The following is a 15,851-nucleotide window of genomic DNA, read 5'->3' as shown; positions in this document are numbered from 1 at the left end:
CCGGACCGTTCCAAGTCAATTCCTGAATTCCCATGTGGGCAGACAGAGGAGCCGACCCAGCTCAGGCGCGGGTCAGCTCGACTACCGGGATCTTGCGAATGCCGGCGGTCTTCTCCTCGTACCCGCCGAAAACGGGGTAGCGCTGCACCACGGTGGCCCAGATTCGGTCGCGCTCCTCGCCTTTCAGGTCGCGCGCCGTCACCCGATAGGTCTCGGTTCCGGTCTCGACCTCGGCCTCACCGGCGGAGGTGATGTTGTAGTACCACCCGGGGTTCTCGGGTGCACCCCAATTCGAGGCCATCACGAACAGGACGTTCTTGTCGTCCGATGGCAAGTACACCATGGGAGTGACCCGCTCAATGCCGCTCTTGCGTCCTCGGTGGTGTAGCACCATTACCGGGATACCGGCCAGCTGGCCGCCGACCTGTCCCGCGTTCGCTCGGAACTCCACGATGATCTGGTCGTCAATGTCGCTCATCGCCCTGCCTCCTGGCCGCAGTCCGAGGTCAGCCTTTCCTCTTTGCACGGCAGGGCCCCGTAGCAGCCCTCGAACGTCCTTTTTGATCCTATCGTGCGCTGGTGAAACTGGGGGATGCCGGCGCTCGGCTGGATCATTCGGGATCTGGGTGAGCTGACCTGAGTTTCCGGTGCAGCCGGGCCGGGTCGACTTCGGTCACGGCCGTCTTCCCGTCCAGCTGCCAGCCCTTCCCGTACGCCGCGGCGAAGGCCTCCTCCCCCAGTGCGGCTCGCCCTCGGTGGGTGAGCTCGCGAACCTGCCGGTCGGTGCGGTCGTGAGCGCCGCGCAGCCGAGAGGCGGCGCCGAGCAGGACGGCCGACTCGTGATGCCGGCCGTGCGCCCCGGCGAGCGCGGCCGCGTTCACCGCCACCAGTGACAGGATCGGCAGGTCCCGGGTCTCCAGCCCCGCCGCGTACGCCTTCTCCAGCGCCTTCTCCGCGCCGGTCAGATCACCCGTCTCCAGGCAGAGCGAGGCTCGTGCGCTGCCGACCAGCGTCCGCGCGTGGTCGCCGGGGAAGGTGGTGCCGCCGTGCAGACCCCGTTCGGCGTCGTCGAGCAGTTGCCCCGCCCGGGCCAGGTCGCCGAGCCGCACCCAGAAGACGGCCTCCCACGCGTCGACCAGGACCAGCATCTCCGGCGAGTTCGCGCGCCGCGCCCACTCCCGGGCCGAGCCGATCATCGCGATCGCCAGGTCGGTGTCGCCGCGCCGCAGGTGCAGGTCGATCCAGCGCAGGTCGCTGAACACCTCCTCGCCGAGGCTGAGCGAGCCGAGCTCACCGGCCAGCGACCGAGCCTCGCGCAGGTCGGCCAGCGCGCCGTCGAGGTCGTCGTCGTACTGCCGGAGCTGCGCGCGCATCGGCAGCGCGTTGGCCTGGCCCCAGCGGTCGCCGACCTGCCGGAAGCAGGTCAGGGCCGCCTCCACGTCGGTGCGCATCTTGTCGAGCTCGCCCGCGTTCTCGGCGAACTGGGCCCGGAACATGCGGGCCAGCCCGGACAGCCACACATCGTCGCCGCCGGCCAGGTGCTCGATGATCGCGAACGTGGCCTTCTCCTCCTGGAGGAACGCGAGCGGGAGCGCGGTGAGCGCGCCGTAGGGGCCGGGCGGCTGCGGGTACGCGAGCAGCCGGTCGGCCAACTCGCGCAGCTGCGCCCGGTCGCCCGCCACCTCCTCGGCGGCCGTCCCCGGCCGGGTGACGACCCGGTTGATCAGGTAGATCGCGTGGGCGCAGTCGCGGTCGGGCGCCGGCTCGCCGCCGGGCACCGCCAGTGCCTCGCCCAGCCAGTAGGCCGCGTCGGGGTGCCGGCCGAACATCTGCCAGTACCAGGTCAGGTTTAGAGCGAGAGCGACCGCGCCGGAGGCGTCGCCGGTGCCGCACCGCCGGCGCAGGGCGGCCAGCGTGTTGTCGTACTCTGCGCTGATGACCCGCATGGCCGTCGGCTGGCCGGGACCGCGCAGCTGCGGGTCGTACCGGGCCAGGATCGAGACGCGTTCGGCGACCGTGCGCTCGTGCTCGCTCAGCAGCTCCCAGCTCCAGGCGATGACCGCGCGCAGCGTGCGGTGCCGGGGAAGCGCGGTGCGGCTGCCGGTGGTGAGCAGCCGGAACCGGCCGGACAGCCCGTTGGCCAGCTCGGGCAACGACAGCGTCCGCAGCCGGGCCGCGGCCAGCTCCAGCGCCAGCGGCATTCCGTCCAGGCCGCGGACCACCCGCCGGACCTCGGGGAGCGTCGTCTCGTCCACGTCGAAGTGCGGGCGTACGGCCGCGGCCCGCTCGGTGAACAGGCGTACCGACGCCGCCCTCCGGGCCTGCTCGACGCCGTCGTCCGCCCCGGGCAGCGCGAGCGGGCCGAGCGGCACCAGCGCCTCGCCGTCGACGGCGAGGGGTTCGCGGCTGGTGGCGAGCACGCGCAGCCCGGAGCATCGGGACAGCAGTGCCGCGACCAGATGGGCCACGGCGTCGATCAGGTGCTCGCAGTTGTCGACCAGCAGCAGGCTCTGCCGGTCGCCGAGCCGGTCGGCGAGCACGTCCAGCTCGTCGCCCTCGACCCGCATCCGGGCCTCGAACATCGCGCCGCCGCGCGGCCCGGTCCCGGCGAGCACGGCCGCGCCGACCTTGGCCGGCTCGGTGACCGAGGCGAGGTCGATCATCCACGCGCCGTCGCGGTACTCGCGGCGGTGGCGGCGGGCGGCCTCGACGGCGAGCCGGGTCTTGCCGGCGCCGCCGGGACCGAGCACGGTGACCAGGCGCCCGGCGGCGAGCAACGTGTCGATGCGGGCGAGGTCGTCGTCGCGCCCGATGAAGCTGGTCAGCGGCGCGGGCAGGTTACTCGGCCTGGTCCGCGCGGCGTCGGCGGCCGGGGCGGGCGGCTCGGCGCGCAGCAGGCGCAGGTGGCGCTCGCGCAGGGCGGCGCCCGGGTCGGTGCCGAGGACGTCGGCCAAGGTTTCGCGGACCCGCTCGTACGAGGCCAGGGCCTCGGCCTGGCGCCCTTGCGCGGCGAGCGCGTCCATGAGCAGCGCGGCCGCCCGCTCATGGACGGGGTGCTCGGCGAGCAGGGCGGTCAGGCGGGCGGCGGCCGCGTCGGCACGGCCCAGCGTCAGCTCGGCGGCGGCGAGGTCGGCGGCCGCCTCGACCGAGGCGTGGGCCAGCCGGGTCGCGGCGGCGGGCGCCACCGCGGCGACGACCGCGGGCTCGGCGCCGGGACGGTCGCCCCACAGCGCCACGGCCTCGCCGAGCACGGCCGCCGCGGCGTTCGGGTCGCCGGCGCGCAACCGGTCGCGGCCGGCGGCGGCGAGCTGCTCGAACCGCAGCGCGTCCACGTCGGCGGCGTCCACGTCCAGCCGGTAGCCGCCCGCGGCCTGCGCGACGTCGGTGGCCGAGCCGAGGGTCCGGCGCAGCCGCGAGACGAGCGCCTGCAGGGCGTGGGCGGGACCGGCCGGCAGGTCCTCGGCCCAGATCGCGTCGACCAGGACGCCCTGCTCGACCGCCCGCCCGCCGGCGAGCGCCAGCCGTACGACCAGACCTTGCAACCGCGCGCCCGGAACGGGCAGGGCGGCGTCACCGCGAGACGCCTGAAAGGCGCCGAGCAGCGTGACACGAAGCCGCGCATCCCCGTCCATCTCCCAATCTTCGTGGGCGCACCCTCGAGTCCCCAAATCGCGGCTTTCCCCTTGTCAGCGCCGTGTGAGCGCCGTGTGAGCGGCTCGCTTCAGTCTTTGCGTACCTGAAGAGAACGAACGGTGAGCTTCGGAAGGGGAGTTCTTCGTGCATGACGTAGTGATCGTGGGCGCCGGCCCCGTTGGTCTGTTCCTCGCCTGCGAGCTTGGCCTCGCGGGCTGCTCCGTCCTGGTGCTCGAACGGGAGCCGGAGCCCCGCTCCCCGTGGAAGGCGAACCAGCTCGGTATGCGGGGCCTGTCCGCCGCGTCGGTCGAGGTGTTCCACCGCCGCGGGATGCTGCATCCGCTGCTGACGGCGTCGGGCGTCCACGACGATCCCGGCGCGGATGAGCCGTCGCGCCCTCGTGGCGTGGGCCACTTCGCCGGCATGATGCTCGATCCGGCCAAAGTCGACGTCGCCGCCCTGCCGTTCCGGCTTCCCGCGAGGGAGGGCGTGATGACGAACCTCCAAGCGGTCGAATCGGTGCTGTCCGAGCGGGCGGCCAAGCTCGGCGTGGAGGTCCGGCGCGGCGTCGCGGTCTCCGCCGTCACGCAGGACGACGAGAGCGTGGTCGCGCAAGCCGGCGAGCACGAACACGCGGCGCGCTGGGTCGTCGGCTCCGATGGCGGACGCAGCGCGGTGCGTACGCTCGCGGGCTTCGACTTCGTCGGCACCGAGCCGCAGTTCACCGGCTACGTCGTGCTCGCCACCATCGCCGATCCCGGCAAGCTGCGCCCTGGGTTCAACCTGACGCCGACGGGCATGTACCTCCGGACGCCCGCGGAGGGGTACATCGGCATGCTGGAGCCCGACGGCGGCGCGTTCGATCGCTCGCAGCGGCCGACTCGCGAACATCTCCAGGCGGTTCTGCGTCGTGTATCCGGCACCGACGTGACGTTGAGCGACGTCCATCTCGCCTCGAGCTTCACCGATCGGGCGATGCAGACGACGACCTACCGGCAAGGGCGCGTCCTGCTCGCGGGCGACGCCGCTCACATCCACTCTCCCCTGGGAGCGCAGGGGCTCAACCTCGGCATCGGCGACGCCATGAACCTGGGATGGAAGCTCGCGGCGACCGTGCGCGGGTACGCGCCGGACGGGCTTCTCGACACCTACACCCGCGAGCGCCATCCGATCGGCGCCTGGGCGCTCGACTGGACGCGCGCCCAGGCGGCGGTCATGAAGCCGGACCCGCATGCCCAGGCGATCCAAGGAGTGATTCGCGACCTGATCGGGACCCGTGACGGAACGACCTACGTGTTCGACAAGATGTCGGGATCGTCGTTCCGCTACGACCTTGGCAGCGAGCAGCCGCTGGTCGGCCGCAACGCCCCGGACCTGCGTCTTGAGGACGGCACTCGCCTCGGCGACCTGATGCGGGATGGACGAGGCGTCGCGCTCGATTTCAGCGTCGATCGCTGCCTACACGGTTCAGCGACGGGCTGGGAGAGCCGGATCCGGTACGTGGCCGGACCGGCGAGAAACGACTTCGGATCAGGTGCCGTGCTCATCTGGCCTGACGGCATAGTCGCCTGGGCAGGTGATCGCGTCCCTGATCGTGAAGCGTTTGAACGGGCCGCCGGCCGTTGGTTCGGCAGCCCGGAGATCTGACGACGCCTCTCCACAACCGAGTTCCAGGAGCGCATATGACGATCACCCTCCGACCGGGAAGCACCGTGATGTTCACCGGCGATTCGATCACCGACTGCCAACGGCTGGAGAGCGAACACGGCCTCGGGTTCGGCTACCCGCTGCGCATCGCGGGCGAGTGGGGACTCCGGCACCCGGAGCGGGCCGTGACCTGGCTGAACTCCGGAACCGGGGGCGACAAGGTGATGGACCTCGAACCCCGGTGGCAGACGGACGTGCTCGACGCACGCCCGGACGTGGTGTCGATCCTCGTCGGCATCAACGACGTCGGCTGGCACACGTACGCCCCGGACGGCTACGTGATCCCCGCGGAGGACTATGCGGCAGGTTACGACCGCCTGCTCGCGCCCCTCGCCGAGGCCGGCGTCGATCTGATCCTCATCGAGCCGTTCCTCCTGCCGGTCCACGGCCCTGTCGAGGTCGGCGACGCGCACCTCGGCGTCGAGGTCAGGAAGGAGTGGCGGGCCGACCTGGACCCGAAGATCCAGGTCGTGCGCGAACTCGCCCGCGAGTACGGCGCGCACCTGCTCGCCGCCGACGGCATGTTCGCCGAGCTGGCCGCCACGACCGGGCCGGAGTACTGGGCCGCGGACGGCGTGCACCCGACGCCGGCCGGTCACGCCGCACTCGCGGCGGCCTGGCTGCGCCTGGTCACGTGACCGTACCTCGGGAGACCGAGACGAGCTTCCCGCCCTATCCGGGTGTGACTGTCCTGCCCAGCCACGGCCTCAGGCCCCGCTGCGCGACTCTCAGCACCTCGCCCTGGGGCAGTTCATCGGCTCGCTCGATCACAACGAGGCCCCAGTCCTTCCGGCCGACCGCGCCAAGTGTCACCGCACGCTCGCGCAACAGATACCTCACCGCCGACGGGACGTCTGTCACTCGGGGGCTTACCTCGTACCTAGCGAGCTTTCTGACATACCAATCCAGCCACTGCTCCCCATCCCTTCTCGCGGCTCGGAACAGTGCGACCTCGGCATTTCCATCGAGGAAGACCATGACGGGACAGACCGGTGCGAGCACCTCCGTGAGGTCGGCCATGAACGCGTCGATCGTCTCTTCACCGTGCCCCATGGCCAGCAGCGTCGGCACGAACGGCACCAGGGCGTCCGCGATCACCACGTCATCGCCACTCGCCAGAACCGAATCAACGAACTTTGCCGTTGACGCGATCAACGTCTCCACGTCGACGGCACCGGTCGCTTTGAAAGCCTCAGCCACCGCAGCGAACTGCGGCCTGGTCAAGACCTCCTCCTCGCGGAAGTGGTCCACCCGCAGTCCCGCATCGGCCAGCCAACGGGACAGTCCGCCACACAGCGTCGACTTGCCCACGCCTGGAGATGCTCCCCACACGGTGATCAAAACCGTCACGGCCGCCGAGCCTAGTACTCCGGCCTTTTGCGATGATCCGAGCGCGGTGCTGACCGTCCTGCCAACGGGGCGCCCGGCATACGCGTGGTCGGCTCGGCAGACCACTGCGGCCACCGCGAATTCCGGCCGGGCGGCGAGGGTGAGGCGGACGACATGCTGCGGACACTACGCCCGGGGTACGACGGGACAACCCGCAAGGATCTTCAAGACTCCGCAGTGCTCCGGAGTGGATGCTGGGCGGGCAAGCGACGACACCGAAGGAGTCATCGAAATGGCCGTCACCGCGGATTTCACCGCGACCAAGCCCGACTTCCAGCCCGGCGAGGGCCGCCGGACGGTCCTCGCCGACCCCGAAGGACACCCTTTCTGCATCGCCGCGGCCTGACCGGGAGTACCAATGGCCTCCATCCATAAGGAATTCATCATCGACGCCGCGCCCGAGGCGGTCTGGGACGTGCTCAGCGACTACGGCGCCGTGCACGAACGCCTCGCCCCCGGCTTCGTCACCGATACACAACTGAACTCCGACACCCGCACCGTCACCTTCGCCGACGGCACCATCGTCTGTGAACGGCTCGTCGACCTTGATCCAGAGAACAGACGTGTCGCCTACACAGTCGTCGGTGGAAACCTCCACCCCTCCCACCACCACGCCTCGATGCAGGCTCTGGCCGAAACCGACGGGCGGACCAGATTCGTCTGGCACACCGACGTCCTCCCCGCCACTCTCGCCACCCCGATCGCCGAGTTCGTCGAACAAGGCTCGAAGGTCATGCGCCAAGCCCTGGAGACCGCGACAGGTCGTGTGCCCATGTAAGCCGTTGGAAGGGGACGTTGTCGTCAGCCACGGCGTGCCTGCCCTGGTCTCTTCGCCGTCGCTCGGGCCGCAAGGTAGGCGGAGCCGATCGCGCCAACGACGCCGTGGACGCTTCTACCCCGTTGCCGCGCAGTGGGATCCGAGGTGGACTGGCTGCGTTTGAAATTCGACTTCAAGCGCGACGACAGGGTCTCCCTCTACGGAAAACCCGCCCACCGATGATCCGCCTACACCGGATCCGATCACAGCGGGCGTAACGGTCGATCCGCCGGTCGTCACGCCGTCCCCTGCTTGGCGGAGGATCGCTCCATGGCGTTGTCCAGATGATTGATGACGGCCGGCACGTCATCATTCTCAGTGCTCCGGATCAGCTCCAGGGCCGGCCGGACGAGGCTGCCCGGTCGCGCTATCAACCGTGCGAGCACGGCGGCCCGAATGTCGAGCCGCTGGATGGTGGCCTCGCGCTCCTCCTCGTTCTGACCGGCAAGCAGGACGGCGTTGTACCACGCCTCCTCGCGGGACTGACGGACACTGAAGTCGAGGATCCGCTCATCGGTGCGGGCTCCGACCCGATCCAGCAGCGACATGAACGGCGACAGGGCGTCGACCGAGTCCTGCATTGTCACCACCACCCGCGCAAGGATGTCGTTGATCAGCAGAAAGTCGCGCCGCAACGCATGAATGGCCTCGCCTGGGCTGGTCCGCGCAGCGGCGATGGCCAGGTCGAGGTTGATGTGCGCGTTCACACCCAGTATCAGGTGCTGGACGATGATGGTGTCGGGGTCGTCTAGCAGTCCGAACGCCTCGCGCCAACAACGCGGCCCGCTCTGATCACGCCGCCAGGCGTCGTACGCGTCGAAGTAGCGGTTCCCGAAGTGCGTATCGAAACGGTCCATTCTGGCGCCATCGTCGAACAGCCCACCGTGAACGGCCGTACGGACCTCAACGGTCACCTGTCGGTAAAGCGCCGCGAAGTACCCGACCCGGTCACCGGCGCGGCCGGCCTCCCGCACGATCCCGGCAAGCCCGTCCACGACATCGTCGATGTTCTCTGCCGCCACGCCCAACTCCCCTCTCGCGACCCCCCTCGAGAGGACGCGTCAGGCAGCACACCGGTTGGCGGGGGTATGTGCGAGTTCCTACCGCCGGCCACGGAGGCGGTACGAGCCGGAAGCGTTGTGGCAGGTCTGCCGATGGTCTCGCTGACCGTAGTTCGATCAAATTAGTTTGATGTATTGTCTCGGCTGTGGATGCGAAGCCTCCCGACGTGTTGGCCCTGGCGGGCCACGAGCTGCGGTGGCGGCTGCTCGGTGAACTGGCGAGAAGTGACCGGCAGGTGCGCGAGCTGACCGGTTTGGTCGGCCAGCCGCAGAGCCTGGTTTCGTACCATCTCGCCCGGTTGCGGGCTGGTGGTCTGGTGGCGATGCGGCGTAGCTCGGCCGACCGGCGAGATACCTATTACCGGATTGACCTGGCGCGCTGTGGGGACTTGCTCGCCGATGCCGCGGCAGCGCTTCATCCGGGTCTACGGCCGGCCCCGCCTCTTCGTACGCCGCAGGTCTCGCCCGCGGCTCGAGTGCTGTTCCTGTGCACGGGGAACAGCGCGCGTTCTCAGATCGCCGAGGCCCTACTCCGCCATTGCGGCGGGGAGGCGGTAGAGGTCTTCAGCGCGGGCAGCCATCCCAAGCGTCTGCACCCGGACGCCGTACAGGTGATGCGCGAGCGGTTCGATATCGACATCTCCGGCCAGCGGGTCAAGCATCTGAGCGAGTTCACCGACCAGGACTTCGACGCCGTGATCAGCCTGTGTGATCGGGTTCGCGAGGTCTGCCCCGACTTTCCGGGTCCACCAGAGCTGATCCACTGGAGCATTCCCGACCCGGCAGCCGAGGGCGAATACCCGGCGTTCGAGCGAACCGCCGCGGAACTTGAGACGCGCGTCCGCTTCCTGCTCCACCACCTATCAAGGGAGGACTGACGATGCCCGACGAGATGGTCAACGTCCGCTACATGGTCGACGACGTTCAGAAGGCCGTCGACTTCTACACCACTCACCTGGGATTCGAGCTGCGCTCGTCAGCGGCGCCCGCGTTCGCCGACGTCACCCGCGGCAGGCTGCGGCTGCTGCTGGGCGGGCCGAAGTCTTCGGCTGGACGGCCCATGCCCGACGGCACCACGCCCGGTCCGGGCGGCTGGAACCGCATCCACCTGATCGTCGATGACCTGGTAGCCGAGGTGGACAGGCTGCGCACGGCCGGGCTCTCCTTCCGCAACGACATCGTCACCGGGCCGGGCGGGTCGCAGATCCTGCTCCTGGACCCGTCCGGCAACGTCGTCGAACTCTTCCAGCCCGCCGCCCGCTGACAAGGATCGGCCCATGACACGGCAAGCGAGCACGAACGATCCGGGACGCCTGCAACGACGCCTCGGACTGAGCGATGCCGTGGTCATCGGGCTCGGCTCAATGATCGGGGCGGGGATCTTCGCCGCGCTCGCTCCGGCCGCGTCGGCGGCGTCATCGTGGGTGTTGCCCGCCCTCGCAATCGCGGCAGTGGTCGCGTACTGCAACGCCACGTCTTCGGCGCGGCTGGCCGCCCGTTATCCCGCCTCCGGCGGAACGTATGTCTACGGGCGGGAGCGGCTGGGCGGATTCTGGGGCTACCTGGCCGGGTGGGGGTTCGTGGTCGGTAAGACGGCATCGTGCGCGGCGATGGCGCTGACCGTGGGTGCCTACGCCTGGCCAGGCCATGCCCGGGTGGTCGCGGTCGCCGCCGTGGCGGTTCTGACGGCCGTCAACTATGTCGGTATCAAGAAGAGTGCCGGGCTGACCTGGGTGATCGTCATCGTCGTGGTGGCGGTGCTCGCCGTGGTGGTCGCGGTCTGCCTGACCGGTCAGGGCGCCGATGTCGCCCGCCTGGAGCTGAGTGGGGATGCGACCGGGTGGGGTGTCCTACGGGCGGCCGGGCTGTTGTTCTTTGCCTTCGCCGGATACGCGCGGATCGCCACCTTGGGTGAGGAGGTGCGAGACCCGGACCGTACGATCCCGCGGGCGATCCCGCTGGCGCTGGCGATCACCTTGATCATCTACGCGGCTGTGGCCGTCGCGGTGCTGATGGTGCTGGGCCCGGCGAGACTGGCCGGTGTCACCGCGCCGCTGGCGGACGCCGTACGCACCGCCGGAGTGCCAGGGCTGGTCGCGGTCGTGCGCGTCGGCGCCGCCATTTCGGCGCTCGGCTCGCTGCTGGCGCTGATCCTCGGTGTCTCACGCACCACCTTGGCGATGGCACGGGACCGGCACCTGCCGCGCGCCCTGGCCGCGGTCCATCTCCGGTACGGCGGCCCGCACCACGCGGAACTCGCGGTGGGCGTCGTCGTCGTTCTCCTGGCCGCCACCGTCGACGTTCGGGGAGCGATCGGTTTCTCCTCGTTCGCGGTCCTGGTCTACTACGCCATCGCCAACGCCTCCGCCTGGACCCTGACCGCAGCCGAGAGGCGCCCGCCCCGGGCCGTTCCCGTGCTCGGCCTGGGCGGATGCCTGCTGCTGGCGTTCACCCTCCCCGTCTCATCAGTGATCGCCGGGGCCGGGGTGCTGGCCCTCGGTGCCGCCGCGTACGGCATACGCGCCGGGCTGAAACCGGCGTCATGACCCGATAGGGCTCACGGCCTGTGCAGTCGAGGGCGCGTTCGGTGTCCGGCGTCCGGGCATCCACCAGTTGGCCTTGCCGCACAGTTCCATCACCGCGGGAACGAGGATCATCCGGACGATGGAGGCGTCGACGAGCACGGCGACGGCCATGCCCAGACCTCCCTGCTTGACCGCGACGTCGGGACCGAGCAGGGAGGTCGTGAAGACGGCGATCATGATGGCGGCCGCGGCCGTGATGACCTTGGCGGTCCGCGCCAGCCCGCGAGTGACGGCCATCCGGGTGTCGCCGGTGCGCTCATACTCCTCACGGACCCGTGAGATCAGGAAGACCTCGTAGTCCATGGACAGGCCGAACAGGACCGGGAACATCATCATCGGCACCCAGGTCGTGATCGGCATGGCGGCCGGGAAACCGAGGGCCGAGCCCAGCCACCCCCACTGCACGACCGCGACGATCACGCCGTAGGCGGCGCCGATCGACAGCAGGTTCATCACGGCGGCCTGCAACGCGATCGTGACCGACCGGACCAGCGCGATCAACAGCACCAGGGACAGCGCGATGACGACCGCGATCATCAAGGGCAGGCGCGAGCCGACCTCCTCGGCGTAGTCGATCGTGCCGGCGTTCGGGCCGCCGACGTAGACGCCTGCGCCGCCGGGGGCCTTGGGCAGCACATCGTCGCGGAGCCGGTGCACCAGGTCCGTGGTCGCCGCATCCTGGTAGCCGGTCTTGGGGAAGGCCATGAAGGTCGCGGCCTGCCCGTCCTTGCTGACGCGAGGCTGGGTGACGTAAGCGATGCCACTGGTCTTGCCGACCGCTCCGACGACGGAACGTAGATCGGCGTCCTTGGAGTCGCGTCGGGTGGCGAAGATCAACGGAGCGCCGTAGCCGGGACCGAAGCCCTCGGAGACGACCTTGTATGAGGTGTAGCTGCTCCTGTCGTGGGGCTGGACACTGGCGTCGGGCAGGCTCAGCCGCATCGACAGCGTGGGGGCGGCCAGCACCAACAGGACCGCGCCGGCCGATATCGCGGCGACCAGCGGCCTGCGCTGCACCACGCCGGCCCAGCGCTCGGCGGGACTGCGACGCTCCCCGGACCTGTCGGCCCCCCGCCGGCGGGACGTGCGACGGGGCAGACGCAGCAAGCTGATCTTGCGGCCGGTGAAGCCCAGGAACGCCGGCAGCAGGGTCACTGCGGCCATCATCGCCACGAGCACGATCACCGACGTGGCGATGGCAACTCCGGTCATCAGCCTCTGTCCCATGACGACCAGGCCCAGCAACGCGATCACGACGGTCGTGCCGGCGAACAGCACCGCACGACCGGCGGTCGTGATGGCCTTGACAGCAGCGCTCTCAGGCTCGTCACCGCCCTGCAGGCTGTCCTTATAGCGGGTCACGATGAACAGCGCGTAGTCGATGCCGACGCCGAGCCCGACCATCGCGGCGAGGATCACCGTGAAATCCGGCGAGGGAAATACGTACCCCACCAGCTTCATCAGGCCGATGCCGCCGAGGATCGACAGGAGCGCGGTCACGATCGGCAAGCCCATCGCCACCAGTGACCCGAAGGCGATGAACAAGATCACCGCTGCCGCCAGAACACCCACGCTCTCGGCCGGACCCGGACCGGGGGTCTCCGCCTTTTCTGCTCTTTCCCCGCCCAGTCCCAGCGTCACGCCGTCACCGGAGGCGTCCTTTACCTCGGCCACCAGGGGCTTGACCTCGGCCTTCGTCGCCTCTTTCTTGGTCAGCGGGATGGTAGTACGGGCGATACGACGATCCTTCGTCACCAGACTTTCGTCCTGATAAGGCGAGGTCACCGGTCCCGTAATAGATGAGGCGGCCAGATCGGCGATGACCTTCTCTATCTTGCGCCGGGTCGCGGGGTCATCGATCCCCTTTTCTGCCTTGATCGCGAGAGTCAGCGTGTCCCCTTGCTGCTCGGGAAAGTGCTTCTCAAGCAGCGCCTGCGCCTTGGCGGACCCGGAGTCTCCGCCGGAAAAGTCGTTGTCGGAGGCCGCGCCATAGCCGAAGCCGGCAAACGCCACGACGATCACGCCGACGATCCAGGTCATGAGGACCAAGCGGCGGCGACGGTAACAGAACCGGGCCAGCCTCGCCAGAACTCCACCCGTACGGGGAGTCTCGGTTGCCATCATCTTCTCCTCGAGCCCTTCTGCACTTTCACAAAGCAGCTGAAATGCGGGAGTAGGGCCCGATTTTGCCTGTCGACCGCAATTCCGGTCGTCCCCCGAACGCAGGCAATCCGCGCTACGGTTGATGACGCACCCTGATACCGCGGGAGCCGCAGGCGCCGTGAACGTACTGCGTGCGCGGTAGATGACCGTTCGTCCGCCAGCAGGAATCGCACGTGGCAAGACCTGGCTAAGGTGCGCACATGGGCACAGATCGGGCCACCGTCAGAGACGGGGCGATCGCCGTCTGCGTGACGGCGATCCAACTGGTCACCGGCCTGGCCGGACACCACCCCGGCACGGATCTCGATCTACTCGGCTATGCGCTGATGGCGATCAGCGGCCTGGCGCTGGCAGTGTCCAACCGCGCTCCGATTCCCGTCCTGGCCGTCACCGGGCTGTGCGCGTTGAGTTGGCAGGCCGCCGGTTTCGAGGTACCCACCGTCGCGTTCCTGTTCGCGGTGTACGCCGCCGTACGGGCCGGGCACCGCAAGATCACAGCGGCGGCGAGCGTGACCATGCTGGTCACTCTCCCGCTCGCGATACTGGCCTCCCCGCTCGACAGGACCGTGAGCGAGGCGCTCGCCCAGGCCCGGAACGCCCTCGGGCTGGCCTGGCTGATCGCCGCCGCTGCCGCTGGTGAGGCACTGCGGCAGGCCGAGAAGCGTGCCGACGAAGCCGAACGCACCCGGGAGGAGACCGCTCGACATCGCGCCAGCGAGGAGCGGCTGCACATCGCGCGGGAATTGCACGATTCACTCACTCACCACATCTCGATCATCAGGGTGCAGTCCGGCGCCGCCGTCCACCTGGCCCGCAAGCGTGGCGAACAAGTGCCGGAGGCCCTGCTGGCGATCCAGGAGGCCGGCCGGGAAGCGACCCGGGAACTCCGCATGACCCTGAAGACGCTGCGCGACGACACCGAGACGCCGTCGCATGGGCTCGATCACGTCCCGGACCTGGTGGAACGGGCCCGTGGGATGGGCCTGAACACGACACTGACGATCGAAGGACAACGACACGACGTGCCCGCCGCGGTGGACCAGGCCGCCTACCGGATCGTGCAGGAGTCGCTCACCAACACCGCCCGTCACGCTGCCGCCACTACGGCCTCGATCCAGATCGACTACCGACCGGACACCCTTGCCGTACGGGTCGATGACGACGGCAACGCCATGCCGGGCACCGCCCCGACGCCCGGGATCGGGCTGCTCGGGATGCGGGAGCGAGTCACCGCGCTCGGCGGCCGTCTGCGCGCGGAACCGCGTAGCGAGGGCGGCTTCAGGGTCCAGGCCGAGTTCCCCGTGAGCCGACCGTCATGATCCGTGTCCTGCTGGCCGACGATCAGCCGCTCCTTCGGAGGGGATTCCGGGCAATGCTCGATGCGGAGGACGACATCGAGGTGGTGGCCGAGGCCGGCAACGGCGAGGAGAGCCTGGCGCTCATCAAGGAGCACTTGCCCGATATCGCGCTCATCGACATCCAGATGCCGGTCATGGACGGCCTGGAGGCGACCCGCCGCATCGCCGCGGACCCGGCTCTGGCCGGGGTGCATGTCGTCATCCTGACCAACTACGGCTTTGAGGAGTACGTCTTCAACGCACTACGCGCGGGCGCCGGCGGATTCCTGGTCAAAGACATCGAGCCAGAAGACTTCCTTCATTCCGTACGCGTCGCCGCACGCGGCGACGCCCTGCTCGCACCGTCGGTCACCAAAATGCTGATCAGCCGGTACGTCGAACTGCCGCTCAACACAGAAGTCGGCACCGGACTGCAGGACCTGACCAACCGCGAACGCGAGGCCGTCGTATTGGCCGCGCAGGGCCTGTCCAACAACCAGATCGCCGACCGCATGGTGATCAGTCCAATGACCGCGAAAACCCACATCAACCGAGCCATGATCAAGCTCCACGCCCGCGACCGCGCTCAACTGGTCGTCCTCGCCTACGAATCCGGCCTGGTAGCCCCTCGAAACCGCTGACATCGACGGGCCGCCATGCCACGTCGCCCAGCGGCGGGCAGGCCACTGTCCCTCGATGTGGCTCCGCAGGTGTCGCCCGCCGCTGCATGCTCGACACCCGTGGATGGGCTGACTTGGTAAGTGCGGCGGCTTCCAGGTTCCGACCGACGCGGAATCCGCCGCATGAGTTGCGTCAGGAGACGACACAGCACTGCGGCTTCTTCTTGGGGGCGAACCCACTACTCACGTCGCCGCGCCATGGCCAAGTCGGTGGAGGCGCGCTGCGGAAGGTACATGGCCGCTCCATAAAGCCAGATGGGGCTGGCTTGTCCCCATGTACCGCACTTGTAGTAAGTACATACCATCGGCCTAGGCTCCGAATGGACTTCCCCCCGTGGCATCTGACGCTCCGAACGCCCAAGCGGCGCACACGAAGTATCTGCTGCTCTGGTTCGCGCCAATTGCGGCCGGGCTAACTTTCGTTCTGCTGCGCGTACGCCCTCGCGCCCCTAGCCAGAGCTCCGGACAGGAACCTGCAC

At 69.2% G+C, this 15,851-nt stretch carries 14 protein-coding genes; 9 read left to right on the top strand and 5 right to left on the bottom strand.

Annotation, left to right across the window (positions count from 1 at the left end; all coding sequences use genetic code 11):
• Window positions 1–61 precede the first annotated feature (61 nt).
• Together ABEA10_RS39180 and ABEA10_RS39175 are read right to left on the bottom strand one after the other, a co-directional pair.
• Window positions 62–478, bottom strand: coding sequence for a nitroreductase family deazaflavin-dependent oxidoreductase (locus ABEA10_RS39180; protein ID WP_345472790.1), 417 nt, complete (start codon window positions 476–478; stop codon window positions 62–64).
• Between the two features lie 133 nt (window positions 479–611).
• A complete protein-coding gene (locus ABEA10_RS39175; protein ID WP_345472789.1) occupies window positions 612–3,632 on the bottom strand; it encodes an ATP-binding protein in 3,021 nt (1,006 codons plus the stop codon).
• Window positions 3,633–3,789: 157 nt separating this feature from the next.
• Between ABEA10_RS39175 and ABEA10_RS39170 the strand changes: the two genes are divergently transcribed.
• Window positions 3,790–5,280, top strand: coding sequence for an FAD-dependent monooxygenase (locus tag ABEA10_RS39170; protein ID WP_345472788.1), 1,491 nt, complete (start codon window positions 3,790–3,792; stop codon window positions 5,278–5,280).
• A 35-nt stretch (window positions 5,281–5,315) separates the two neighbouring features.
• Window positions 5,316–5,978 carry an SGNH/GDSL hydrolase family protein gene (locus tag ABEA10_RS39165; RefSeq protein WP_345472786.1) on the top strand — a complete coding sequence of 221 codons (663 nt, stop codon included), beginning with the start codon at window positions 5,316–5,318 and terminating at the stop codon, window positions 5,976–5,978.
• Between the two features lie 34 nt (window positions 5,979–6,012).
• Here ABEA10_RS39165 and ABEA10_RS39160 read toward each other — a convergent pair whose 3' ends face one another.
• Entirely contained in the window at window positions 6,013–6,690 is a 678-nt protein-coding gene (locus tag ABEA10_RS39160) for a hypothetical protein (protein WP_345472784.1), read from the bottom strand.
• Window positions 6,691–6,961: 271 nt separating this feature from the next.
• Between ABEA10_RS39160 and ABEA10_RS51420 the strand changes: the two genes are divergently transcribed.
• Entirely contained in the window at window positions 6,962–7,075 is a 114-nt protein-coding gene (locus ABEA10_RS51420) for a VOC family protein (RefSeq protein ID WP_425551018.1), read from the top strand.
• 12 nt (window positions 7,076–7,087) lie between these two features.
• Window positions 7,088–7,507 (top strand): SRPBCC family protein, encoded by a 420-nt coding sequence (locus tag ABEA10_RS39155; protein ID WP_345472783.1) that lies wholly within the window; start codon window positions 7,088–7,090, stop codon window positions 7,505–7,507.
• Window positions 7,508–7,782: 275 nt separating this feature from the next.
• Here the strand turns inward: ABEA10_RS39155 and ABEA10_RS39150 are convergent, their stop codons facing one another.
• Window positions 7,783–8,568, bottom strand: a complete 786-nt coding sequence (locus ABEA10_RS39150) for a DUF5995 family protein (RefSeq protein ID WP_345472782.1) — start codon at window positions 8,566–8,568, stop codon at window positions 7,783–7,785.
• A gap of 185 nt (window positions 8,569–8,753) precedes the next feature.
• On the opposite strand from ABEA10_RS39150, the gene ABEA10_RS39145 reads away from it, so the two are divergent.
• The 3 genes from ABEA10_RS39145 to ABEA10_RS39135 are packed head-to-tail and all read left to right on the top strand — an operon-like array spanning window position 8,754 to window position 11,153.
• A complete protein-coding gene (locus tag ABEA10_RS39145) occupies window positions 8,754–9,485 on the top strand; it encodes an arsenate reductase/protein-tyrosine-phosphatase family protein (protein ID WP_345472781.1) in 732 nt (243 codons plus the stop codon).
• Window positions 9,486–9,487: 2 nt separating this feature from the next.
• On the top strand, window positions 9,488–9,871 hold the full coding sequence (locus ABEA10_RS39140) for a VOC family protein (protein WP_345472779.1): 384 nt from the start codon (window positions 9,488–9,490) through the stop codon (window positions 9,869–9,871).
• A gap of 13 nt (window positions 9,872–9,884) precedes the next feature.
• Entirely contained in the window at window positions 9,885–11,153 is a 1,269-nt protein-coding gene (locus ABEA10_RS39135) for an APC family permease (RefSeq protein ID WP_345472777.1), read from the top strand.
• Here ABEA10_RS39135 and ABEA10_RS39130 read toward each other — a convergent pair.
• Window positions 11,148–13,232: an MMPL family transporter gene (locus ABEA10_RS39130; protein WP_345472775.1), complete on the bottom strand. Its 2,085-nt coding sequence runs from the start codon at window positions 13,230–13,232 to the stop codon at window positions 11,148–11,150. The genes ABEA10_RS39135 and ABEA10_RS39130 overlap by 6 nt on opposite strands.
• Before the next feature lie 323 nt (window positions 13,233–13,555).
• Here ABEA10_RS39130 and ABEA10_RS39125 point away from each other — a divergent pair, with 323 nt between their 5' ends.
• A complete protein-coding gene (locus ABEA10_RS39125; RefSeq protein ID WP_345472773.1) occupies window positions 13,556–14,674 on the top strand; it encodes a sensor histidine kinase in 1,119 nt (372 codons plus the stop codon).
• A complete protein-coding gene (locus ABEA10_RS39120; protein ID WP_345472771.1) occupies window positions 14,671–15,333 on the top strand; it encodes a response regulator in 663 nt (220 codons plus the stop codon). The genes ABEA10_RS39125 and ABEA10_RS39120 overlap by 4 nt, the downstream gene beginning before the upstream one ends.
• Window positions 15,334–15,851 lie beyond the last annotated feature (518 nt).

The organism is Actinoallomurus oryzae (genome assembly GCF_039541955.1).
In the GTDB taxonomy this organism is placed as follows: Bacteria; Actinomycetota; Actinomycetes; order Streptosporangiales; family Streptosporangiaceae; genus Actinoallomurus; species Actinoallomurus oryzae.
This window is presented reverse-complemented; position numbering and strand designations above follow the sequence as displayed.